Below are 22,610 nucleotides of genomic sequence, written 5' to 3' on the forward strand. Positions count from 1 at the left end.
AAACGCCCGGTTACATTCCGAACCCGGAAGCTAAGACTCTCAGCGCCGATGGTACTGCAGGGGAGACCCTGTGGGAGAGTAGGACACCGCCGGACTTAACTTGAAACACCAGGAAAGCCACCTTCACCGGTGGCTTTCCTGCGTTAACGCCGCTTGGCGTCGCGCATGAACCAGTTGCGCATGAACTGCATGAACCCATCTCGGGTGACCGAGGTGGGTTTTTGCGTTTAACCTGCCGGCTGTGGGTAGTGCATGACTCCTGTTGATCGAACCGAATGGGACCAGAGAGGCGCCGGTTCGAGGGTTGGAAGGCAGAATGCAGGAGTTATGCACGAGGGAGTCAGTGCAGCCTGAGGTGCTGAGGTGCTGAGGCGCTGAGGCGCTGAGGTCCCTGGAGCTGAGAGATGGAATCGGTAGCGTTCTGTTCATCGGAATGTCGCGTTGAACTGGGAGAATTTGAGCATGAACGCCGTACGCCCTGAACCGACCACCATCGTGGGTCGCTACATCCAGCTCGAGCCCCTCACCGCACAGCTTGTGCCCGAGCTGTTCACTGCCATCGCCCTTCCTGAGGTCTTCGCATCCGGATATGGCGGTGGACCTGCAGGGCTCCGTACAGAGCAGGATGAGTTTATGGCGTGGGCAGAGACTTATTACCAGTGGACGGGGATGCCGTTCGCTGTCCGCCTGATCGGTGGTGAGCATGATGGCACCCTCGTCGGTACCAGCACGCTGGGCGACATCGATGTGGCGGCTGAATCCGCACACCTCGGCTGGACCGCATACAACCCACGCGTGTGGGGAACGGCCGTCAACGCCGAGGCCAAGCTCCTGTTGCTTGGCACAGCATTCGATCATGGGTTCGGCCGGGTCAAGATCCAGGCCGACGCCATCAACGCACGCTCGCGGGCGGCGATCGGCGGCATCGGAGCAACATTCGAAGGCATCGTTCGCCGGGATCGCCCGCGCGCAGACGGTTCCTGGCGCGACACCGCCATCTACTCGATCCTGAAGGACGAGTGGCCTCGCGTTCGCACGCATCTGGAGGCACGCCTCGAGCGCGCGGGCGGCGCACCGGTGGTCTATCGGGAAGAACGCCCGGTCGCTCAGCTGCCCGCTGCGTCGTAGCTGGCTCTCGCTATATTCGGCCATTTTTCGACGGCATCGCGCCAGCGTCGCCGACTGCGTCAATCGATGTCGGCGCTCGGCGATAGTGTCAGTACGTGAATGAGAACCCCGCCCCGCGCAAAGCTGTGGTCACCCTGCAATTCCTGGGCATGGGCGTGCTGTGGGGATCCAGCTTTCTCTTCATGAAGATTGCTCTCGACGGAGTGACATTCGGCCAGGTCGCCTGGACCAGACTCGTACTCGGAGGCCTGACGCTCGGGCTGATTGTGTTGGCCACCAGGCCGCGGGTCAACGGCGGTCCCGTACTGCCGAGAGAGCCGGTCGTGTGGCTGCACTTCCTCGTGATCGCCATCACCGGCTGCGTCATCCCGCACCTGTTGTTCGCCTGGGCCGAGCAATATGTGTCGTCGAGCCTGGCCAGCATCTATAACGCGGTCACCCCCATCACGACGGCGTTGATGGTGACCCTCGCTTTCAAGGTCGAGCGTCTCGGCCGTAGCCAGATTCTGGGCGTGGCCATCGGCATTATCGGTGTGGTGGTGATCATCGGCCCGTGGCGCTATGCAGCACTCACCGGTGACCTGTGGGGGCAGCTCGCCTGCCTCGGCGCGGCGATCTGTTACGGCTTCACGTTCGGTTATACCCGCAAGTTCCTCAGCCGCCGGCCGATCGCGGGTTCGACGTTTGCGTTCCTGAACATTGGGCTGGCCGGCGCCCTGATGCTTCTGATGACGCCGGTGATCGCGTGGCATCCTGTGTCGCTCAGCTGGCCGATCGTGCTCAGCCTGCTGGCCCTGGGCGCCCTCGGAACGGGGGTCGCCTACATCTGGAACATCAATGTACTGCGGGCCTGGGGGCCGACGAACGCGTCGACCGTGACCTATGTAACTCCCGTAGTAGGTGTCATTCTTGGCGTGGTGGTGTTGTCAGAGACCTTCTCGTGGCACGAACCTGCAGGGGCAGCTCTCGTTCTTATCGGGATCCTGCTCACTCAGAAGCGCGTCAGGCTGGCCTGGCTCGACGCCACCGATAATCGAGCGGTGGGCGAAACAAGCTGATTGCCTGGTGAGAATCGGCGGCAACACTGCGTCGGATTCGATACCGCATCATCGCTGCATTATCGTCGGATTATGACTGCACAGGACGACACCACCACCAGCGAAACCAGAGCTGCCCTCGAAGAGCTGACCGGTATCCGTCAAAGCATCGACAACATCGACGCGGCGCTCGTGCATCTGCTTGCTGAGCGATTCAAGTTCACCCAGCAGGTGGGGCGGTTGAAAGCTGTGCATGGGCTTCCCGCGGCTGATCCTGAGCGCGAGCGTCGCCAGATCCAACGCCTGCGTATTTTGGCCGAGGGCGCCCACCTTGACCCGGCATTCGCTGAGAAGTGGTTCAACTTCGTTGTCGCCGAAGTGATCCACCACCACGTGAAGCTGGCTGAGGGCGAGCCGAGTACAGCAGCACCGGCACGACCGACTCCCGCATCGACGCCATCGACGCCAACTGCGGCACCGACATCGGCTTCTGCGCAGACACCGAAGCCCACCCCAGCTACCGCACGGCCGAAGCCATCGCCGTCTCCCGCGCACCCCGCCAAGTGAGCTGGGACCCGGCAGCGCCACCGTCCCAGTCGGGCAAAACCTTCGTCGTGACCGGCGCCAACGCCGGCGTCGGCTACTTCACCAGCGAATCGCTCGCGCGCGCGGGCGCAGACATCGTGCTTGCCTGCCGCAACCCACTCAAAGCGGATGCCGCCCTGGCGTCGATCCGCCGACGGGTACCGGGCGCATCGGTGTCGACAGTAGAGCTGGATGTTGCCTCACTAGCTTCAGTCGAGACTGCTGCAGCGACGCTGCAGCAGCTGCCACGGATCGACGGGTTGATCCTGAACGCGGGGATCGTTCATCCGCCACGCCACAGGGAGTTGAGCGTCGACGGGCATGAACTTGTCTTCGCCACGAATCTTCTCGGCCATTTCGCGCTCACCGCACGGCTGATGCCTGCGCTACTGACGACGCCCGGCAGCCGGGTGGTGGCCCTGGGCTCGGTGATTTCGCGTCTGCTTGATTCCCGGCTCGACGACATCGAACTCGTTTCTCAGTACAACCCGTGGACGGCGTACGCGCAGTCCAAAATCGAAATGCAGGTCTTCGGCTTCGAACTCGACCGTCGTCTGCGTGAGGCGGGTGTGGGTGGTCCTGGCGGTATGCAGGCGCTGGTCGCCCATCCCGGGTACTCCATATCGGGCCGCACCCCTGGCATCCGCGGCGTCAACCAGCCTGGCCGCGCCAAACGCTTCGTCGATAATCTGCAGGCGCCGCTCACCCAGGGCAAGGATCGTGGTGCCTGGCCGATAGTGCGCGCGGCGACCGATCCGCTGGCAGTGGGTGGCCAGTACTACGGGCCACGCTTCACGACAAAGGGGCGGCCGACGCTGCAGACTCCCACCAGCACGTCACTCGATCGCGAGGTGGCAGCGAGGCTCTGGACGTATGCCGAAGGCGCTGCAGGGATCACCTTCCCGTTCTGACGCTGGGCAAGCGGTGGCCTGGGCCGTGCAGAAAAGCCGGGACGGCAGGGAACCCCTGTCCGCCCCGGCTTTTGTTGTCGTGCTTAGGCGCCGAATGCTGCCGGCAGGGTGCCGCGGTGGCGGGCCTGCAGCTCGTCGAGCGTAATGGTGAACTGGTCCTGGATCTCGATGCCGGGAGCCGTGACATCCGTGACGCCGATACGCAGCACCGGGTAGTCGCGTCCTTCGCAGAGGCCAAGGAACTTCACGTCGTCTTCGCGCGGAACCGACACGATCACGCGACCTGCCGACTCAGAGAACAGGGCCACTGAGGCGTCGATGCCATCGCGCTCGCAGATGTCGCCGAGCCAGACGCGGGCGCCGACACCGAACCGCAGTACGGCTTCTGCGAGTGCCTGTGCCAGGCCACCCTCGCTGAGGTCGTGTGCGCTGTCGACGAGCGAACCCTGCGATGCGGCGTGCAGCAGGCCACCGAGAGCGGCTTCCTGAGCGAGATCGACGACGGGCGGGCGGCCACCGAGGTGGTCGTGCACGACGCCGGCCCACGCGGAGCCGTCAAGCTCTTCGCGGGTGATGCCGAGCAGGTAGATGTTGTGTCCGTCGTCCTGCCAGCCGCTCGGAACGCGGCGGGCGACATCGTCGATCACGCCAAGCACGGCGATGACCGGCGTCGGGTGGATCGGCACGTCGCCAGTCTGGTTGTAGAAGGAGACGTTGCCGCCGGTGACGGGGATCTCGAGCTCGAGGCATCCGTCTGACAGGCCTTCAACCGTCTGGCTGAACTGCCACATGACCTCGGGGTTCTCGGGGGAGCCGAAGTTGAGGCAGTCGCTGATGCCGACCGGGACCGCGCCCGTGGCCGACACGTTGCGGTATGCCTCTGCGAGAGCGAGCTGCGCGCCACGGTACGGGTCGAGCTGGCAGTAGCGGCCGTTGGCGTCTGTGGCGATGGCGAATCCGAGGCCGGACTCCTCATCGACGCGGATCATGCCGCCGTCGTCAGGGAAGGACAGTGCGGTGTTGCCGAGAACGTAGTTGTCGTACTGGTCGGTGATCCAGCTTGGATCGGCCAGGTTGGGTGAGCCGAGCAGTGCGAGGAACTGCTCGCGCAGCGTCTCGGGATCGGTGGCCCGGGGCAGCGCGGATGCCGTGTCGGCCTGCAGCGCGTCGATCCAGGTCGGGTATGCGACGGGACGGTCGTAGACCGGGCCATCGACGGCGACGGTGCGCGGGTCAACGTTTACGATCTCTTCGCCGTGCCAGTTGATGATGAGCCGACCTGAGTCGGTGACTTCACCCAGAACGCTGGTCTCGACATCCCACTTGCTCGTCACAGCGAGGAAGCCCTCAAGCTTGTCTGGTGCGACGACAGCCATCATGCGCTCCTGGCTCTCCGACATCAGAATCTCTTCTGCAGTGAGGTTCGGGTCGCGCAGCAGTACCTTCTCGAGCTCGATGAACATGCCACCGTCTCCGTTGGAGGCCAGTTCGCTCGTCGCGCAGGAGATGCCTGCTGCGCCGAGGTCCTGGATGCCTTCGACGAGCTTCTCTTTATAAAGCTCAAGGCAGCACTCGATGAGCACCTTCTCGGCGAACGGGTCGCCGACCTGGACTGCGGGACGCTTGGTCGGGCCGCCCTCACTGAAGGTGTCTGAGGCGAGGATCGATGCTCCACCGATGCCGTCGCCACCGGTGCGTGCACCGAACAGGACGACCTTGTTGCCCGCACCCGTGGCGTTGGCGAGGTGCAGGTCTTCGTGGCGAAGCACGCCGACCGAGAGCGCATTGACGAGAGGGTTGGCCTGGTAGACCGAGTCGAAGACGGTCTCGCCGCCGATGTTGGGCAGTCCAAGGCAGTTGCCGTAGAACGAGATACCGGACACGACGCCGTGCACGACACGTGCGGTGTCCGGGTCATCGATCGCACCGAAGCGAAGCGCATCCATCACGGCGACCGGGCGGGCGCCCATCGAGATGATGTCACGCACAATGCCGCCGACGCCGGTTGCTGCGCCCTGGAACGGCTCAATGTATGAGGGGTGGTTGTGACTCTCGATCTTGAAGGTGACAGCCCAGCCTTCGCCGACATCGATGACGCCGGCGTTCTCGCCCATGCCGACCATGAGATTCTTCTTCATGCCAGGGGTGACCTTCTGGCCGAACTGCTTCAGGTAATTCTTGGAGCTCTTGTACGAGCAGTGCTCGCTCCACATCACTGAATACATGGCGAGCTCACCGCTCGTGGGGCGGCGGCCCAGGATCTCGCGGATCTTCGCGTACTCGTCGGGCTTGAGGCCGAGCGCGTCGTACGGCTGCTCTTTCTCAGGCGTGGCGATCGCGTTGGATACGGTGTCGGCTGCGGGTCGGACGGCTACGGTCACGCGGCATGGCTCCTTGAAAGTGGCGGGAATGCACTTGCCATTCTACCGACAGCCGGATGCCCCTCGACCGGGTGCTGTTCGCTCCCGAGACCGCGGGGTCGCCCCGATACTCTTCACTCGCTGAGGGCTAATGAACAGGTGAGGATGGCAGGATCGAGAAACGATGAATGAACACGGCGAAGCTCGAACGTTGTCCCCGGACCTGGAAGAACTCGCCCGGGTGCGACAGGAATTCGAAGTACTGATGCTTCGATATAAATTCGGCATCGACGAAATGATGACCAAAATCAATATCCTCAAGGAAGAATTCGCGCACCTGCACGATTACACCCCGATCGAGCACGTCGAATCCAGGCTGAAGAGCCCGGAGAGCATCCTGAAGAAAGCGGTGCGTAAGGGCGCGACTGTCTCGATCGAAGGCCTGGCCGAACAGCTTCACGACATTGCGGGCATCCGTATCACCTGCAGTTTTGTCTCTGACACCTATCGCATCTTTGAGATGCTCGCGGCTCAGCACGACGTGACAGTGCTTGAGGTACGCGACTACATCAGGACGCCCAAGGCCAACGGATACCAGAGCCTGCACATGATCGTCGAGGTGCCGGTGTTCCTGTCTGCGACGACCCACCAGGTGAAGGTGGAGGTGCAGATCCGCACGATCGCGATGGACTTCTGGGCGAGCCTTGAGCACAAGATCTACTACAAGTTCGACGGCGATGTTCCGCAGGAGATGCTCGACAAGCTTCGGGATGCGGCCGAGACCGCCAGCCGGCTCGACGTCACCATGGAGCACCTGCATGACGATGTGAAGGCGCTTGACGTCGGACGCGAGGCCTCAGACATCGACCCAGGCGCGACCGCCAAGCTCGAACTGCCTGACAGTCTGATTCGTCTCTTCTGGCCCGATCTGCAGACGGATGCCGAGACCGTCCCGGTGCAGGATGACGTTCCTGCACCGGTCGAGGTCGAGCGACAGTTCCTGGCCGAGGTGTAGCCTCTCGAGATCTGGCCTCGCCTGGCCAGATCTACTGGGCGGCGAGCTCTCCCGCTCTCAGATCCTTCCGCAGGATCTTGCCTGACGACGATTTCGGAATCTGCGCGATGAACGAGACCACCCGCACTTTTTCATGGGGAGCGACGTGCTCCGAGACGAACGCGATCACGTCGTCTTCGGCAAGGTCTGCGCCAGCCATCAGCACGACGAACGCCTTGGGAACCTCCTGAGCGTCAGCATCCTGCACCCCAATGACCGCGGCGTCGGCGATCAGCGGATGCGTCAACAACACCGCCTCGAGCACGGCTGGCGCCACCTGATAGCCCTTGTACTTGATCAGCTCCTTGAGCCGATCGACGATGCGGAACGTGCCATCTGCGTCTACTGTCGCAACGTCGCCGGTGTGCAGCCAACCATCGGAATCGAGGGTCGCGCTGGTCGCTTCCTCGTTGCCGAGGTAGCCGAGCATAATGTTGGGGCCTCGCATCAGGATTTCGCCCGGCTCACTCACGCCCTCTGTCACCGGCTCGATATCGGCCCCAGTGTCTGGATGGATCAGTCGGGCCTGCATGTTCGGCACCAGGAAGCCGATCGTCGAGCGGTCGACATCCGGCCGGTCGAGGGGAATCGTGTGGCTCACCGGACTGCTCTCGGTCAACCCGTATCCCTGTGCAACAGTCGTGCCGAGCCGGGCGGCGACGGCCAGCGCCAGAGCTCCGTCAAGCGGTGCAGCGCCCGAAAAGACAACCCGAACGCTTGACAGGTCAAACTCGTCGACGAGCGGGCTCTTAGCCAGTGCGACGGCGATTGGGGGCGCGATGAATACGAACGTTGCCCGGTGTGTGCTGATGACCCGCAGGAATTCAGCGAGGTCGAAGCGAGGCATCGTGACGAGGGTTGCCCGCTTCTTCAGAGCGAAGTTCAGCAGGGCAGTCATCCCGTAGATGTGAAAGAAAGGCAGCACGGCCAGCACCCGGTCGTCGGGAACCATGCCGATGTTCGCGTCGGCCTGGGCGATGTTGGCGACCAGATTGCGGTGGCTGAGCATCACTCCCTTGGGCCGTCCTGTGGTGCCAGAGGAATAGGGAAGCACAGCCAAATGGGTGGTGGGGTCGAACGAAACCTGCGGTGCCGGTGCGCCCTGGATGAGGAAATCACGCAGCGACGGGTGGCCGTCTGCGCCATCAAGCACAACGACGTGGTCGGCGTCGATTCCGGCCAACGTCGCTGCAGCCTCGGCCCCCGGCAACAGAGGAGAGACAGTGAAGAGCCAGCTGGCACCTGAACCGGTGAGCTGCGCGGCAATCTCGGTCGGCGTATAGAGGGAGTTGATCGTCGTCGCTGTTGCTCCAGCGCGCAGGATGCCGTGGAACACCGTCGCGAACGCCGGAACGTTCGGGCAGAGCAAGCCGACGACATCGCCGACCGCGGTTCCACGAGCTGCCAGCGCTCCGGCGAATGAGTTGATCTGGCCGATCAGCTGGGCGTAGCTGACTTCGGCGCCGGATGTTCCGTCGATGAGGGCGATGCGGGCCAACTCGTCGTCTTTGATGTCACCGAAAAGGTAATCAAAGACGCTGACGTCGGGAATCTCGACATCCGGGATGGGGCTTGTAAACACTGTGATCTCCTTTGATTGAGTGTTTCTGGTGGGCACGGGACGCCGAAGCGCATGCAGGTGTACCAGTTCACCCCAATTTGATCGCGGGGTAGCCGTGAGCGCAAGAGAACGGGCGCATCCGCCTATCGAGATTGTGCGATAAGCAGATGCGCCCGTCCTGGTTTGGCCTGCGTGTGGCCTGCGCCTGGCCTAGTTGGCCTGGCCCCAGCTGCCGGGAGGGCCGGCGATCAGCAGTGCGGTCATGATCACCACGATGCCGACGACGAAGATCGTCGCGAGGATTGCCGGGTGGGTGAGCATCCAGCGGAGAAGCCGGCGCACCCAGGTAGCGTCGCGCGGGTCATCCGTCGGCTCGGTGTGCCAACCTCCGACGAGCCTGCGGTTGCGGTCCAGCCAGATGTCGAACGGGATCGTGGCGTACGGCACGATCGCGGTGATCACGGCGAGCACGGTCAGCTTGGTGCTCCAACGCTGGTTGACGCCGACGAGGATTGCGGTCAGCGCGTACGTGATGAAGACGAAACCGTGAATTGAACCGGCGATCACGACGGGGAGACCGCCGAGGTCTGCGCCGTACTTCAGAATCATTCCGGTGATGAGGAGGGTCCAGGTGACAGCCTCGGCGATAGCGACTGTGCGATAGAACAAGCGGGGAGACACGGGCAACACTCCAGAGGGGATACATCAACGAAAAGGTGGATGCTTCCATGGTCTCGTACGCGCTCTCTGGGGACATCGTCCGAAAGTTGGAACGCGCCTGAGTAACTTCTGTACGCGCGAAAAACCGCCCTGAACCCGAGGGTTCAGAGCGGTTTTGGCGAATCGAGTGGATTCGTGAGGCGGAGGGCTAGGCGCCGACGAGCGTGCGCTGGATCACCGAGGTGAAGAACGCGAGGCCGTCGACACCGGAGCGCATGGCCGTTGCGGTGTCTGGTCCGAAGCCGGCCTCGACTGCGTGCTCGGGATGCGGCATCAGGCCGACGACATTGCCGCGGGCGTTCGAGACGCCGGCGATGTCATTGAGCGATCCGTTGGGGTTGACCTCGAGGTAGCGGAAGACGACCTGGCCTTCGCCTTCGAGGCGCGCCAGCGTCTCGGCGGATGCGATGAAACCGCCCTCACCGTTCTTCAACGGGATGGTGATCTCCTGGCCCTGGGTGAATCCACCCGTCCAGTCTGTTGAGGTGTTCTCGACGCGCAGCTTCTGGTCACGACGGATGAACTTGCCGTGGTCGTTGCGGATCAATCCGCCATCGACCAGGTGTGCCTCGGCGAGCATCTGGAAACCGTTGCAAATACCGAGGACGGGCATGCCCTTGTTCGCCGCATCGATGACCTCGGTCATGATCGGGGACAGGCTGGCGATTGCGCCGCAGCGCAGGTAGTCGCCATAGCTGAATCCGCCTGGCAACACGAGTGCGTCGACGCCGTGCAGGTCGTGGTCGCCGTGCCAGAGGGCAACGGGCTCGGCACCGGCCAGGCGAATCGCGCGCTGGGCGTCGCGATCGTCAAGCGAACCGGGGAAGGTGACGACGCCGATGCGCATTAGTGCGTCTCTCCGGCGGGTGCCTCCAGAACGTGGATGCCGACGACATCTTCGATGACGGAGTTGGAGAGCACGGTGTCCGCGAGCTTCTGAACCTCGTTGAGAACTGCGTCATCGACGTGTCCGTCAACGGTGAGCTCGAAGCGCTTTCCGACGCGGACGCCGGAGAACGTGGTCTGGCCGAGACGTCCGAGGGCGCCGGCTACGGCCTTGCCCTGGGGGTCAAGCAGCTCGGCTTTGGGCATTACTTCTACGACGATGGTAGGCACAGTTCACTCCAGAGGGCGTCGACGGTGGATGCCTCGATTCTACAGTCCCTGCATCACGTCTCGAATCGCCGCGACTCCCTCGTAGGTCTCGACGAAACTGGTGCTGAGGGGCGACAGGCCGATGCGCAGGCCCTCTGGCGCGCGGAAGTCGGGGATGACATCCTGCCGCCAGAGCCGGGCGGTGACCTCGCGCATCGCCGGGTGGTCGATCGTCACGTGACCGCCGCGCCTATCGGCATCACGCGGGGAGGCGACAGTCACGCCGAGCGGGGCAAGCCACGCGTCGACGAGGGTGATGGTGAACTCGGTCAGCGCTACGGACTTGGCACGCAACTTGTCGATGCCGGCCTCGCCGATCATGCCGATGGTGTCCTGCATGGCCAGCATCCCGACGATGGCGGGGGTGCCGCTCATGAAGCGACGGATGCCGGTGGCCGGCGAGTACCCCGGCCCCATCAGGAAGATGTCGCGGGTGCCCATCCAGCCCTGGATCGGCTGGGCGAGAGAGTCCTGCAGGTCGGCACGCACGTACCCGAAGGCCGGCGACCCCGGTCCGCCGTTCAGATACTTGTACGTGCAGCCGACGGCCAGGTCGATGCCGGCCGCATCGAGATCGATCGGGACTGAGCCGACGGAGTGGCAGAGGTCCCACAAGACAAGCGCGCCGGCATCGTGAGCGATTTGAGTGATGGCTGACATGTCGGCCAGGAACCCTGAGCGGTATGCGACATGGCTGAGCACGACGAGTGCCGTGTTCTCGCCGACGACGTCGTGTACTTGTTCCGGCGTCACCCCGGCCGTGAGATCGACCTCGATCCAGCGCAGGGTGAGGCCGCGTTCGGCTGCAATGCCCTCGAGGATGTAGCGGTCCGTGGGGAAATTGTCTGTGTCGAGCACGATTTCGGTACGGCCGGGCCGGGCGTCGACGGCTGCCCTGGCCAGCTTGTAGAGCATCACGGTGGTGGAGTCGCCGATGACGACCTGACCCGGAACTGCGCCGAGCGCAGCGGTGCCGAGGGCGTCGCCGATCTGCAGCGGCAGGTCCATCCACTTCTCGTCCCAGCCGCGGATGAGTCGGCCGCCCCACTCATGGGTGATGAACTCGGCGATGCGCTCTGCGCTGGCTTTCGTGGGTCGGCCAAGCGAGTTGCCGTCGAGATAGACGACGGACGACCCTGCCCTGGCGGCGGGCGTTGCTGCATCGCGCGGGTCGGCATCCGTCAGGCTGGCATTTGTCTGGCTGGCATCTGTCTGGGCAGGGTCGACGCCGATGAAGCGGCTGCGAAAATGGGCGAGCGGGTCGATGCGGTCCATCCGCCTGGCAAAGGCGAGGTGGCCGTCGAGACGCGACCGCCCGGCGTCGGTTGCAGGCTGCTGGTTGCCGGATGCCGGGGTGGATGTGGGTGTGGTGTGCCCGGTGGTGGTCATCTCAGTTCCTCACGTTCGGTCGCGGTCAGTGCGCGGGCAGTGCAGAGCCAGGTGGCGAACGCGGCCGGATCGGCCGGTTGCTCGCTTGCTAACACGGTAGTGCGCGGCGGCTCGGCACTCAGGGCAGGACGCGGGCCGGATGTCGCTCCGCTGATTCTGATGCTGGGGCTGATGCCCTCTGCGCAGAGGGCGGCGATGATCTGCTCCGGCGAGAGGCCGGCACCCTGCAAAGCCGCGATTTCGCGTCGATTGAGGCCGACGGGGAGGGGCCCATTGCCGAGGTCAGTGCCGTACAACACTCGGCCCCCTCGGGCGTTGAAGCGGCGGAGGTTGTCGGTTGCGCGCTCAAAGTCGTCACCGTATTCACCCCACCCGTGGATGTCGAGGGTGCTGATCCAGGTCATCCGCTGTGCCATGACTGCGATGAGGTCGTCGGACAGTCGCTCGGTGAACGGGGTGTGTGCCAGTGCATCAACCCCGGCCAGGTGTGCGGCCATGGCCTGCCCGGTTCCCTCGGTGTGGGCGACAACGGGCAGCCCGCGGTCGTGGGCGCGGGTCACGATGGCGGCGAGCACGTCAGGCTGCAACACCGGCCCGGCGACCGAGTTGAGCGTGACCTTGATGACTGAGGCCCCTGCGTCGGCCTGCAGGTCGACGGCGGTGACGGCATCCGCTCTCGAATCGACCTCGCGGCTACTGCCCGCTGGCGCCCACGACTGCTGGCTCGGATAGCCACCGGGAGCAATGAGGAATTGCCCGGCGTAGCTGATGTGGGGGAGCGGATGGTTGGCGGCCGGCTCGCCGGATGCTGGTTTGCCCGATGTCTCCGGTCCCGTCTCAGCTCCCGTGGCCGGTAGCCAGCCACCGAGGTCGATGACCAGGGAGATGCCACCGGCCACCAGAGTCGCGGGGTCGATCAGGGCCAGGTGCACGTGGGCGTCCTGGAAGGCGGGGAGGTCGACGAGAGTCATGGGTTCGGCAGCTGCCCCGGCAACGCTACGCGTTGCCTATCTCTGTGCGAACGGCAAAGAGCTCGGGGAAGAAGGTGAGTTCCAGCGCTTTCTGCAGAAAAGCGGCGCCGCTGGAGCCGCCGGTGCCGTGCTTCATGCCGATGATGCGCTGCACCGTCTTCAGGTGTCGAAAACGCCAGAGCTGGAAGTTGTCCTCGAGGTCGACGAGCTCTTCGCAGGCTTCGTACACTGCCCAGTTCTGATCGGCGTTCTCGTAGATAGAGGTGAATACCGCAACGAGATTGGGGTGCATCGTCCAGGCCAGGGTGACGTCGCGGTCGAGCACCTCGGCGGGGATCGGGAGGCCAGCGCGGTGCAGATATCGCAGGAACTCATCGTAGAGGCTGGGGGCCTCAAGCATTTCGGTGAGCAGGGCCGTGGCATCCGGGTCGCTCTCGAACACGCTCAGCATTCGACGGTTCTTGTTGCCGAGCGCAAATTCGACCGCGCGATATTGGTAGGACTGGAATCCGGATGAGTTACCCAGGAACCCGCGGAACTGCGCATACTCGGTGGGCGTAAGCGTGGCGAGCACCGACCACTGCTCGGTGAGCGTGCGCTGGATGTGCTTGACCCTGGCGATTGCCTTGAGTGCGGGCGGCAGCTGGTCATTGCGCAGGAACGCGGTGGCGGCCCGGAGTTCGTGGATCACCAGTTTGAGCCACAGTTCGGTTGTCTGGTGTTGCACGATGAACAGCAACTCGTCGTGGTGCTCTGGCGTGCTCACCGGACGTTGCGCTGACAACAGGGTATCGAGGTCGAGATAGGAGCCGTAACTCATCTTTTGCTGAAAATCAGTGACGATCTCAGGCTCGAAATCACGGGTGTTGTTCTCGACTGACATCGGGCTCCGTCTTCTGATCAGGGCAAATAGGTGAGGCGGTGCCCTGATCCGCTCACTGAATTGTCGACTGTCGGACCGAACGGTGCAAGGTGACTCACACCTTCTCAGGTAAGTGGAGGGATTCCTCCGAAGTCTGGGAGGTGGAACACGTACAATCGAGTCCATGACTTCGTCAGATAAGCCTCAGAATGAGGCCTCGCACCCCCGACGACGCGATGCCAGGCAGAACCGTGAGCGGCTGCTTGCCGAAGCCCGCGAGCTCTTCGCGACGAATGGCGTCGATGCGTCGCTGGAAGAGGTCGCCCGCCGATCAGGTGTTGGAGTTGCGACGCTGTACCGCAATTTTCCGACACGGGATGACCTCATCCGCGCCCTCTACGACCTGGCGCTCGCCGAACTCCTGACGGCCAAAGACGAGATCCTGGCTGCGCCTACGGCGTGGGACGGCATCGTGATTTTCATGGAGCGAACCTCGGAGTGGCTGGTGGCCGACCCGTCACTTCCCTCTATCCTGCAGCGGATGGCGGCCATCGATCCGTCCTATCGCCCATCTGCCGCTTTAGAGGGCACCATCGCCTCACTGGTCAAGCAGGCCATCAGTGATGGCGATCTGCGCCCGGGTATCGACGGGGTCGACCTGGCTGTCCTCACGACGATGGTGGGCTCGCTCGGTCGCGCCGGCTCGGACTTTGCCGGGCAATGGCGCCGCCAGTTGGCGATCGCCATCGACGGGCTTCGTGCTGTCGATTCGAAGCGACCGAAGCTTCCCGGGCGGCCGAGGAAGGTCGACGACTCCTCGGCGCACGGGTTGTCCCGTCGTGCGCGCCGCGGGTCAGAAAACGACTCAGGAACCGCGGCCAAGACGGCCGACTCCGCAAAGTCGGCCGCTACGGACAAGCCGGCCGACACAGGCAAACGGGCCGACACAGGCAAGTCGGCCGATACGGGCAAGCCAGGCGAGTCGCGGAAGCCCGGTGACTCTGCGAAGTCTGGTGATTCAAGCAAGGCCGGCGACTCCAAGAAGTAGCCGGCGAATGCCTGTTTCTGCCGCTTAGGCGCTGCGGACGGACACGCGGTTCGCCCACGGGTCGTCGAAGCTGATGTTGACACCATCGTTGCGGGTTTGCACGCCGAAGTGCGACATCCGCTCGTCGAGAGCCCCCAGGTCGTCTGCTGTCGGAACGACGATGTCGACGTTGCCCAGGCCGAGTGCCAGGCGACGTTTGCCGGCGCCGGCACTATTCCAGGTGTTCATCGCCATGTGGTGGTGGTAACCGCCGGCTGAGACGAACAGGGCCTGGCTGCCGAAATTGGCGGTGGCCTCGAACCCCAGTCGGTTTACATAGAACTCGCGAGCGCTGTCTACGTCACCGACCGACAGGTGCACGTGGCCGACGACCGCGTTTCCGTTGCTCGGATCGGTGAGGCCCTGGTCGGTGAGGTGCTCCTGGATGAACCCGTTCGGGTCGAGGTAGAGCGTTGCCATCTCGACTTCGCCGTGTGTCCAGCTCCAGCTACTGCGGTCGCGGTCCCAGTACAGCTCGATGCCGTTGCCCTCTGGATCGGTGAAGTAGAAGGCCTGACTGACGAGGTGGTCGGCGCTGCCGGTGAAGGTGCCGGGGAACTTCGTCGCAACCGAGTATGTGGCAGCGGCCAGCTGCGCCTGGGTGTCGAAGAGGATCGCCGTGTGGAAGAGGCCAGCGGCGCGCGGCTCTGCGGCTGCGAGCTCTGGGGCGTGCTGCAGGATGACGATGGGAGTGGCGCCCCGGCCGAGAATGGCGACGGGGCCATCGTGGCTGAGCACGGTGAGAGTTACGGCGTCGCGGTAATACGCGATCATGGCGTCGAGATTTCCGACACGCAGGGTCACGGCTCCCATGCCGGTGTCGGCTGCAAGAAGGTCTGAGGATGAAAGAGTCACATCGGGGGAAACATAGTTGAAGCCTCAACTATTCCGGCGGTGCGATATTTCATCTGGGGTCGCCCGATTTTGCGAGTGCCCGGGCGTCCGGACTAGCGAAAATGGGCGACCCATGATCACGAGACGCGCCGTCCAGTTGAGGCGGGAGGAGGGTTCGGCTGCGCGTCAGGCGGAGGTCAGACGCTCGAGCAGTTCGCGATAGCGGGCAGCGGTGCGCTCGACGATGTCCGCGGGCAGCAGCGGCGGAGTGCCGGTCTGGTCCCAGTTCGCGGCCAGCCAGTCGCGCACGATCTGCTTGTCGAAGCTGGCCATCCGCTGCTCTGGGGTCGTGCCTGCCGCCCAGGCTTCTGCATCCCAGTAGCGGCTGGAATCGCTGGTGAGCACCTCGTCGCCGAGGGTGAGCTGGCCGTTTTCACGGTCGGCACCGAATTCGAACTTGGTGTCGGCCAGGATCACGCCAGAACGCTCAGCGATAGCGGATGCCGTACGGAAGATTGACAGGGAGGCATCACGGAGGGCTGTGGCGACATCCGCCCCGACCAGCTCAATGGTGCGCTCGAACGAGATGTTTTCGTCGTGCTCGCCCTGCGGTGCCTTCCAGGCCGGCGTGTAGATGGGCTCAGGCAAGCGGTCGCCGTTCTGCAGGCCGGCGGGCAGCGCGATGCCGCACACTGTCTGGCTCTGCTGGTATTCCTTCCAGCCGGAGCCGGTGAGGTAACCGCGCACCACGCACTCGACCGGGTACATGTCGAGGTTCTTGCAGAGCATGGCGCGCCCGGCGACGGCTGCTGGAATGAGGCTGGTCTCTGCGTGCTCAAGCGTGTGGTCGGGCAGCAGGTGGTTGGGCACGGTGTCCAGCTGGTCGAACCACCACAGGCTGAGGGTGGTGAGCAGCTCGCCCTTGCCGGGGATGCCAGGCTCGAGTGCGAAGTCGAATGCGCTCACGCGGTCGCTGGCCACAACGAGCAGTCGCTCGGTGGTCGCCAGGTCGGCGGCATCCTCGGGTATATAGAGGTCGCGGACCTTGCCGGAGTAGGCGCGCGTCCAGCTGGGCAGGGTGGTGAGGTCGAAGGTGTCGGCAGCGTCGGCAGCGGATGCGTCGACCCGTGCGGCGATGTCGGTGCGGAACTGCGCACCCTCAAGCGTGACCTTTGCCAGCGCCTCATAGGCACGGGCCCTGGCCTGACCGAAGTCCTCGCCTACGGCGACGACGTTGAGTACGCGACCGCCGGTCGCGATCAGCTCGTCGCCGGAAAGCGCCGTCGCGGCGTGCGCCACGGTGACACCATCAACGGCGGTTGCCGCATCGAGGCCGAAGATCGGGCGGCCGGTGACGGGGGTCTCCGGATACTTCTCGCTGGCGAGCACGATGGTGACGGCGACATCCGCTGAGAAGACCGGGCGCGGCTCGGAGACGAGCTCGCCGAGCGATGCCGCAAGTAGCAGCTGCGAGAGCGGGGTGACCAGGCGGGGCAGCACGACCTGGGTCTCTGGATCGCCGAAGCGGGCGTTGAACTCGATGACGCGTATGCCGGCCTTGGTCAGGATGAGTCCGCAGTAGAGCAGCCCGATGAACGGGGTGCCTTCGCGCTCGAGCTGGCGCACTGTCGGCAGGGCAATGGTCTCGCTGACCTCGTCGACGAAGTCTGCTTCGCTGCCAAACTGCTCATCGAGCCACGGCAGCGGGGAGTACGCACCCATTCCGCCGGTGTTGGGACCGGCGTCGCCATCGCCGAGGCGCTTGTAGTCCTGGGCGGGGGAGAGCGGCAACACGTTGTGGCCGTCGGCGAGGAAGAACAGTGACACTTCCTGGCCGTCGAGGAACTCTTCGACCAGCACACTGCCGTGCTGCAGCCAGAACTCGGCGTGCGCGTGGGCTGCGGCGTGGTCCTCGGTGACGAGGACACCCTTGCCCGCGGCCAGACCGTCGGCCTTCACCACGTATGGGGCGCCGAATTGGGTGAGGGCGGCATCCGCTTCGGCGAGCGTGCCCGCGCGGACTGCGCGACCGGTGGGAACGCCGGCATCGTCCATGATGCGCTTGGCGAATGTCTTGCTGCCTTCAAGTGCAGCGGCGGCCTTGCCCGGCCCGAAGACGGGGATACCGCGGGTGCGGAGCGCATCGGCGACGCCCGCGACGAGGGGTGCCTCCGGGCCGACGACGACGAGGTCGATGCCGTGTGCGATGGCGTAGTTGGTGACGACGTCGGGATCGTTGGCGTCGAGCGCAACCACGGGCACATCAGCGGCAATGCCGGCGTTGCCGGGTGCTGCGACGATGTCGTGGCGGGGCTCCTCGCGGAGCAAAGCAGTGATGATGGCGTGCTCGCGAGCACCGGAGCCGAGGACCAGAATTTTCACAGCTTCAGGTTAGCGGACGGGCCCTGCAGCAGGATCCGCGCAGTACCTGATTGCATCCAACCCGCACAAGGCGCGCAGAACGAGGGGAGCAAGCGGGTGGGAGGATAGGGGATATGGGTAGGGCACGAATCGACGATGCAGCCGGCATGGCCGCGGTGCGCAGCTGGGCGACGGATCCCGCAGCAGCGAGCAGGGACATCCGAGCGATGGCTGTGCGATACACCCTGCAGTTATTGGCCGAGCAGGCCGAGGGCAACACTCTTGAGGTGCGGGTGCCGCCGTTTGGCGCCGTGCAGTGCATCGAAGGCCCCCGGCACACCCGCGGAACCCCGCCGAACGTCGTCGAAATGGATGCCGCCACCTGGCTCGCCGTCGCGACGGGCACGTTGAGTTGGGCTGACGGCCTGGCCGCCGGTGCCATCCATGCATCTGGCCAGCGCGCCGACCTGACGGGGTACGTTCCGATCGTCTGACCGGTTCCGATCGTCTGACCGCCGTGCGGATCAGCCGATGATTGCCTGAACCTCGTCCAGCGTCGGCATCGACGTCGTCGCTCCCGCACGAGTGACGGCGATGGATGACGCAACAGTTGCCCAACGCACAGCCTCGATCATGTCGGCCTCACTGATCTGTGTGCCGGTGTCGAGCGTCGCGAGGCGGGCGACGAGTGCGCCGACAAAGGTGTCACCTGCCGCTGTCGTGTCGACGGCCTTCACGGGGCGTGCCGGCGCGAGTCCGAGTACGGTGCCGTCGTGTGCGACGACTGAGCCTTCGGAGCCCAGGGTGACGATGGCCCAGGTCTGCCTGGCGCTCAGTACTTCTGCTGCGCGAACCGGGTCGGCTTCGCCGGTGAGCTCGATCGCCTCGATCTGATTGGGCACGACCAGGTCGACGGATGCCAGGAATCCATCGGGGAGTGGCATCACCGGCGCGGGGGTCAGCACGGTGAAGACTCCGGCATCCTTGGCCACGGCGATCGCCTCGACAAGCACAGAAAGCGGGAGCTCGCACTGCATCACCAGGAACGCTGATGCCTCGATCGTTGACCGCTGCTCGTCGGTGAGCGCCGTCACCGTCATGTTCGCTCCCGAGACGACAACGATCGAGTTCTCACCGGAGTCGACGACTGAGATGTGCGCTGTTCCGGTGGGAGCGCTCACGGTAGCCAGCCCTGCGACGCCGAGTCCTTCGCTGGTGAGCAGCTCGCGCAACTGGGTACCGTAGCCATCGTGGCCGACAGCTCCAAGGAACTCGACGTTGCCCCCGATCCGCGCAGCGGCGACGGCCTGGTTCAGGCCCTTGCCGCCGGGAACTGTGGTGAAGTCGGTGCCGAACATCGTCTCGCCCGGCTTGGGGAGTCGAGGCTGACGCACGACGAGGTCCATGTTGGCGCTTCCGAGCACCGCAATTTTATTCACGCCCATAGTCTGGCATCCGCTCGCACCTACTCGCCGGTACGCACCGGCAGGATGATCGGCGTTCCCGTTGTCGGATGCATGAGTACCTCGACGGGGTGTCGGTACACCGCGCTGATCCGTTCAGCCGTGAGCACATCAACCGGCGTGCCCGTCGCCACGACCTGACCCCGTTCAAGCAGGGTGATTCGATCAGACCACGCGGCGGCGAGGGTGAGGTCGTGTAAGACGACGACGACCGCATCGCCGGCTTGGGCTCGTTCACGGGCCAGCTGGAGCACGGCTTCCTGATGCCCGAGATCGAGCGCTGCTGTCGGTTCGTCGAGCAGGAGAATGCCGGTCTGCTGCGCAAGCACTCGGGCGAACGCGGTTCGCGCGCTCTCTCCGCCAGAGAGCGACGGGATGCGCCTGTCGGCCAGGTGTTCGATATCGGTCGCGGCGAGGGACGCGGCCACGACGTCCTCGTCGTCGTCTTCCCTGGGTGAGCGTGCCCACGGGGTGCGCCCCATTTCTACAACCTGACGCACGCTGAAGGGGAAGAAGACCGAGTGGTCCTGCAGGAGGACTGCGCGTTCACGGGCAAGCTGGCGCACGGACCACTCGGAGAGCTCCTTGCCGGAGATCCGTACGGTGCCGGATGTGACGTTCTGGTCGCCGGCGATGACACCGAGCAGGGTCGACTTGCCTGCTCCATTGGGGCCGATCAGGGCATGGAGCTGACCGGGGTGCGCGGCGAATGCCACGTCGGAGAGGATGCGATGGCCCTCGATGTCGACGGTCACGGCATCCGTCTCGATGGCGGGTGTGCGTCCTGCTGCATTCGTGGCGCTGGGTTCGGTCAGGGACTCGATACGCATCATGCCCACCCTCCCTCGCGGCGCCGGGTACGTCGAAGCAGCCAGAAGAAGAAGGGACCCCCGACCAGAGACGTCAGCATGCCGATCGGCAGATCAGCCATCGGAACCGCAGTACGCGCAACGAGGTCGGCCGTGACAAGCAGCAAAGCGCCACCGAGCACGCTGGCGATCAGAAGCGGCAGATGGGCAGGCCCGATGATCATCCGCATGAGGTGGGGAATCACCAGGCCCACAAAACCGATGATTCCCGCGAACGATACCGCCGCACAGACGAGTATGGCCACGACGACGATCACGATGATGCGCACCAGTTCGACGTTCACGCCGAGGTGGCGGGCGCTGCGCTCCCCGAGGGCAAAGAGGTCGAGCGTGCGAGCCAGCATGAACGCGACGACGAGTCCGATGACGACCAGCGGCAGAATCACTCCGACCTGCTGCCAGCGTGCACCGTTCAGGCTGCCCAACTGCCAGAACACGATCTGTTCACGTGCTGCCGTGTCACCAAGAAAGGTGAGGAGGGCAAGGCCTGCACCCGCGACGGCGTTGACAGCGATTCCGGTGAGCACGAGCGTGACGATCTCGGTACGCCCGTTCGAGCGACTCGTCAGATAGATCACCAGCGTGGTGGCCAGTCCGGTGACGAAAGCCGTGACAGCGATGGTCCACTCGCCGAGGAACGACCAGCCGAGCACGATGGTCAGGGCTGCGCCCAACGCCGCCCCTGACGAGACTCCGACAACACTTGGTTCGGCGAGAGGGTTGCCGAAGATCGCCTGCATGAGCGTGCCTGCTGCGGCCAGCGCTGCACCGATCAGCAGGGCCATGACGATCCGGGGAAAGCGGATGGTCCACAGCGCGGCATCCGTCAGCGTTGTGTCGACGCCTGGTTCGGTATCGAATCCGAGTGCGCGACCGATCGATGCGATCACGCCGCTGGGAGAGACGCCGACCTGTCCGCTGCCGGCGGCGAGCACCACGACGGCGCCGAGACCGATGCTGAGGCCGGCAAACAGCAGAGTGCGACGGCGGGTGAGTCGACCCCGAGTAGACGGATCCCGATTGGCGGATGCGCTCCGCAGTGGAGTGTGAGAGCGCCCGGTCTGGGTGGCTGTCATGGCGCGCTGGGCGCGTAGAGGGCGCGAGCCAGGGAGTCCAGCACCTCGGGAGTGCGCGGTCCGAACGCGAGTACGGCGTCGGCGGCCATGTCGACGATGCGGCGGTTGACACCGGCAGGGGTTGCAGCGATCGCCGGAACTGCCTCGAGGAGACCGTCGACACCACCGACGGATTCGAGTCCGCTCGTCATGACAAGCAGCACGTCGGGCGAGGCAGCCACGAGTGCCTCGGCGGTGAGTGGCTTCATGCCCTGCCACCCGATTTCGGTGGCGACGTCGACGCCGCCCAGGCTGTTGATGAGTGAGTCCGCGCCGGATTCCGCACCGAAAATGTAATAGATGCTTGATGCCCCGCGCAGGTAGAGAAACAGGATGCGGGGACGGGCTGCAGGATCGGACGGCGCGAGCTCGGCGATGTCGGCGATTACGACATCCGTTTCGGCACTGAGCTGCTCGGTCAATTCCTGCCCGGCTTCTGGCACCCCGAGCGCAGTGGCTACCTGGGCAATGAGCGCCCCGTTGTCTTCGACGCTGCGGTCGTCGGTGACGACGACGATCGGAATCCCGGCCTCGCGTAGCTGGGCGAGTACGTCGCGGGATCCGACGGTGCGGTCGGTCACGATGACGGTGGGGGCGAGCGCGATCACTGCTTCTGCCGCTAGCTCGTGGCCATTCTGAGTAATGAGCGGCAAATCAGCTGCCTCGGGAAAATCGGTCGTTGCGTCGCGCGCAACGACGCGGTCGCCGAGTCCGAGCGCAAAGACCGTGGCCGCCAGCGTGCCTGATCGATCGACAGCGATGATGCGGTCGGCACTGGTCACCGTGACGCTCAGGCCGTCGTTGTCGGTAACCGTGACGGGAAGCGCCGGGATGGGGGTGTTCGATACCGGCCTGATCGTGTGCGTCGTCAGGCAGGCCGTTGATTCGCCGGTTATCGCCTTGGGGGTATCCGTCACGGTGAGCTTCGTCAACGGGATTTCGGCACCGGGGCACGGTGCAACAACAGCGTCTGCGGCGTCGGCTGACACGGTCGACGGTGCGCAACCGGCGACGGATGCGACAACAATGACACTGAGCATGGCGCCGGTCAGACGGCGAAAAATGGGAGTGAGGGACACAAGAAATTAGGTTAGCCTATCCTGAGCTTGACAGTGATCTCGGGATGCCTCTACGGTTAGGTTTGCCTC

The 22,610-nt window shown here is 64.5% G+C and carries 20 protein-coding genes, 1 rRNA gene and 1 pseudogene; 8 read left to right on the forward strand and 14 right to left on the reverse strand.

Annotated features, from left to right (window positions below; translation table 11 throughout):
* From rrf to ACMT3I_RS15765, 5 genes and pseudogenes are all read left to right on the forward strand, one after another.
* A 5S ribosomal RNA gene (gene rrf / locus ACMT3I_RS15745) occupies positions 1–95 on the forward strand; the annotation flags it as partial.
* Between the two features lie 367 nt (positions 96–462).
* On the forward strand, positions 463–1,128 hold the full coding sequence (locus ACMT3I_RS15750; RefSeq protein ID WP_414805470.1) for a GNAT family N-acetyltransferase: 666 nt from the start codon (positions 463–465) through the stop codon (positions 1,126–1,128).
* Positions 1,129–1,223: 95 nt separating this feature from the next.
* A complete protein-coding gene (locus ACMT3I_RS15755) occupies positions 1,224–2,186 on the forward strand; it encodes a DMT family transporter (protein ID WP_414805471.1) in 963 nt (320 codons plus the stop codon).
* A 72-nt stretch (positions 2,187–2,258) separates the two neighbouring features.
* Positions 2,259–2,585, forward strand: a pseudogene (locus tag ACMT3I_RS15760) (chorismate mutase); the annotation flags it as partial.
* Between the two features lie 194 nt (positions 2,586–2,779).
* Positions 2,780–3,661 carry an SDR family NAD(P)-dependent oxidoreductase gene (locus ACMT3I_RS15765; RefSeq protein ID WP_414805472.1) on the forward strand — a complete coding sequence of 294 codons (882 nt, stop codon included), beginning with the start codon at positions 2,780–2,782 and terminating at the stop codon, positions 3,659–3,661.
* Between the two features lie 83 nt (positions 3,662–3,744).
* Here ACMT3I_RS15765 and purL read toward each other — a convergent pair whose 3' ends face one another.
* Positions 3,745–6,042, reverse strand: a complete 2,298-nt coding sequence (gene purL / locus ACMT3I_RS15770; protein WP_414805473.1) for a phosphoribosylformylglycinamidine synthase subunit PurL — start codon at positions 6,040–6,042, stop codon at positions 3,745–3,747.
* 163 nt (positions 6,043–6,205) lie between these two features.
* Here purL and ACMT3I_RS15775 point away from each other — a divergent pair, with 163 nt between their 5' ends.
* Positions 6,206–7,036 carry a GTP pyrophosphokinase gene (locus ACMT3I_RS15775; RefSeq protein ID WP_414805474.1) on the forward strand — a complete coding sequence of 277 codons (831 nt, stop codon included), beginning with the start codon at positions 6,206–6,208 and terminating at the stop codon, positions 7,034–7,036.
* A gap of 31 nt (positions 7,037–7,067) precedes the next feature.
* Here ACMT3I_RS15775 and ACMT3I_RS15780 read toward each other — a convergent pair whose 3' ends face one another.
* The 7 genes from ACMT3I_RS15780 to kynA form a co-directional block, all read right to left on the reverse strand.
* Positions 7,068–8,657: an AMP-binding protein gene (locus ACMT3I_RS15780; protein WP_414805475.1), complete on the reverse strand. Its 1,590-nt coding sequence runs from the start codon at positions 8,655–8,657 to the stop codon at positions 7,068–7,070.
* A 189-nt stretch (positions 8,658–8,846) separates the two neighbouring features.
* Positions 8,847–9,317, reverse strand: coding sequence for a DUF3817 domain-containing protein (locus ACMT3I_RS15785; RefSeq protein ID WP_414805476.1), 471 nt, complete (start codon positions 9,315–9,317; stop codon positions 8,847–8,849).
* Between the two features lie 187 nt (positions 9,318–9,504).
* Entirely contained in the window at positions 9,505–10,203 is a 699-nt protein-coding gene (gene purQ / locus ACMT3I_RS15790) for a phosphoribosylformylglycinamidine synthase subunit PurQ (RefSeq protein WP_414805477.1), read from the reverse strand.
* Positions 10,203–10,472 carry a phosphoribosylformylglycinamidine synthase subunit PurS gene (gene purS / locus ACMT3I_RS15795; protein ID WP_414805478.1) on the reverse strand — a complete coding sequence of 90 codons (270 nt, stop codon included), beginning with the start codon at positions 10,470–10,472 and terminating at the stop codon, positions 10,203–10,205. The genes purQ and purS overlap by 1 nt, the downstream gene beginning before the upstream one ends.
* 39 nt (positions 10,473–10,511) lie before the next feature.
* Positions 10,512–11,900 (reverse strand): kynureninase, encoded by a 1,389-nt coding sequence (locus ACMT3I_RS15800; protein ID WP_414805479.1) that lies wholly within the window; start codon positions 11,898–11,900, stop codon positions 10,512–10,514.
* Positions 11,897–12,871 (reverse strand): amidohydrolase family protein, encoded by a 975-nt coding sequence (locus ACMT3I_RS15805; protein ID WP_414805480.1) that lies wholly within the window; start codon positions 12,869–12,871, stop codon positions 11,897–11,899. Before ACMT3I_RS15805 ends, ACMT3I_RS15800 begins: the two co-directional genes overlap by 4 nt.
* 25 nt (positions 12,872–12,896) lie before the next feature.
* Entirely contained in the window at positions 12,897–13,754 is an 858-nt protein-coding gene (kynA, locus tag ACMT3I_RS15810) for a tryptophan 2,3-dioxygenase (RefSeq protein ID WP_414805481.1), read from the reverse strand.
* 163 nt (positions 13,755–13,917) lie between these two features.
* Between kynA and ACMT3I_RS15815 the strand changes: the two genes are divergently transcribed.
* Positions 13,918–14,781, forward strand: a complete 864-nt coding sequence (locus ACMT3I_RS15815) for a TetR/AcrR family transcriptional regulator (RefSeq protein ID WP_414805482.1) — start codon at positions 13,918–13,920, stop codon at positions 14,779–14,781.
* Positions 14,782–14,805: 24 nt separating this feature from the next.
* On the opposite strand, the gene ACMT3I_RS15820 is transcribed toward ACMT3I_RS15815, so the two are convergent.
* Together ACMT3I_RS15820 and purD are read right to left on the reverse strand one after the other, a co-directional pair.
* On the reverse strand, positions 14,806–15,633 hold the full coding sequence (locus ACMT3I_RS15820; RefSeq protein WP_414805530.1) for a VOC family protein: 828 nt from the start codon (positions 15,631–15,633) through the stop codon (positions 14,806–14,808).
* A 207-nt stretch (positions 15,634–15,840) separates the two neighbouring features.
* Positions 15,841–18,036: a phosphoribosylamine--glycine ligase gene (purD, locus tag ACMT3I_RS15825; RefSeq protein ID WP_414805483.1), complete on the reverse strand. Its 2,196-nt coding sequence runs from the start codon at positions 18,034–18,036 to the stop codon at positions 15,841–15,843.
* A gap of 113 nt (positions 18,037–18,149) precedes the next feature.
* Here purD and ACMT3I_RS15830 point away from each other — a divergent pair, with 113 nt between their 5' ends.
* On the forward strand, positions 18,150–18,509 hold the full coding sequence (locus ACMT3I_RS15830; RefSeq protein WP_414805484.1) for a sterol carrier family protein: 360 nt from the start codon (positions 18,150–18,152) through the stop codon (positions 18,507–18,509).
* A gap of 30 nt (positions 18,510–18,539) precedes the next feature.
* Here ACMT3I_RS15830 and ACMT3I_RS15835 read toward each other — a convergent pair whose 3' ends face one another.
* Genes ACMT3I_RS15835 through ACMT3I_RS15850 form a run of 4 tightly spaced genes read right to left on the reverse strand, consistent with a single transcriptional unit; the run spans position 18,540 to position 22,541 of the window.
* Positions 18,540–19,454 carry a ribokinase gene (locus ACMT3I_RS15835; protein WP_414805485.1) on the reverse strand — a complete coding sequence of 305 codons (915 nt, stop codon included), beginning with the start codon at positions 19,452–19,454 and terminating at the stop codon, positions 18,540–18,542.
* Positions 19,455–19,480: 26 nt separating this feature from the next.
* Entirely contained in the window at positions 19,481–20,311 is an 831-nt protein-coding gene (locus tag ACMT3I_RS15840; RefSeq protein WP_414805486.1) for a heme ABC transporter ATP-binding protein, read from the reverse strand.
* The gene (locus tag ACMT3I_RS15845) at positions 20,308–21,423 is read right to left on the reverse strand and encodes a FecCD family ABC transporter permease (protein ID WP_414805487.1); all 1,116 of its coding nucleotides are present in this window, start codon (positions 21,421–21,423) and stop codon (positions 20,308–20,310) included. The genes ACMT3I_RS15840 and ACMT3I_RS15845 overlap by 4 nt, the downstream gene beginning before the upstream one ends.
* A complete protein-coding gene (locus ACMT3I_RS15850; protein ID WP_414805488.1) occupies positions 21,420–22,541 on the reverse strand; it encodes a heme/hemin ABC transporter substrate-binding protein in 1,122 nt (373 codons plus the stop codon). The genes ACMT3I_RS15845 and ACMT3I_RS15850 overlap by 4 nt, the downstream gene beginning before the upstream one ends.
* Between the last annotated feature and the right edge of the window lie 69 nt (positions 22,542–22,610).

Source organism: Leifsonia sp. A12D58, from assembly GCF_047530025.1.
Lineage (GTDB): Bacteria > Actinomycetota > Actinomycetes > Actinomycetales > Microbacteriaceae > Cryobacterium.

Excerpts from the sequence above, each read along its gene's own strand:
- ACMT3I_RS15845 (WP_414805487.1), bottom strand. The coding sequence starts at position 21,423 with ATGACAGCCACCCAGACCGGGCGCTCTCACACTCCACTGCGGAGCGCA.
- ACMT3I_RS15775 (WP_414805474.1), top strand. The coding sequence starts at position 6,206 with ATGAATGAACACGGCGAAGCTCGAACGTTGTCCCCGGACCTGGAAGAA.
- ACMT3I_RS15830 (WP_414805484.1), top strand. The coding sequence starts at position 18,150 with ATGGGTAGGGCACGAATCGACGATGCAGCCGGCATGGCCGCGGTGCGC.
- ACMT3I_RS15815 (WP_414805482.1), top strand. The coding sequence starts at position 13,918 with ATGACTTCGTCAGATAAGCCTCAGAATGAGGCCTCGCACCCCCGACGA.
- ACMT3I_RS15800 (WP_414805479.1), bottom strand. The coding sequence starts at position 11,900 with ATGACCACCACCGGGCACACCACACCCACATCCACCCCGGCATCCGGC.
- ACMT3I_RS15750 (WP_414805470.1), top strand. The coding sequence starts at position 463 with ATGAACGCCGTACGCCCTGAACCGACCACCATCGTGGGTCGCTACATC.
- kynA (WP_414805481.1), bottom strand. The coding sequence starts at position 13,754 with ATGTCAGTCGAGAACAACACCCGTGATTTCGAGCCTGAGATCGTCACT.
- ACMT3I_RS15805 (WP_414805480.1), bottom strand. The coding sequence starts at position 12,871 with ATGACTCTCGTCGACCTCCCCGCCTTCCAGGACGCCCACGTGCACCTG.
- ACMT3I_RS15840 (WP_414805486.1), bottom strand. The coding sequence starts at position 20,311 with ATGATGCGTATCGAGTCCCTGACCGAACCCAGCGCCACGAATGCAGCA.
- ACMT3I_RS15820 (WP_414805530.1), bottom strand. The coding sequence starts at position 15,633 with ATGGGAGCCGTGACCCTGCGTGTCGGAAATCTCGACGCCATGATCGCG.
- purQ (WP_414805477.1), bottom strand. The coding sequence starts at position 10,203 with ATGCGCATCGGCGTCGTCACCTTCCCCGGTTCGCTTGACGATCGCGAC.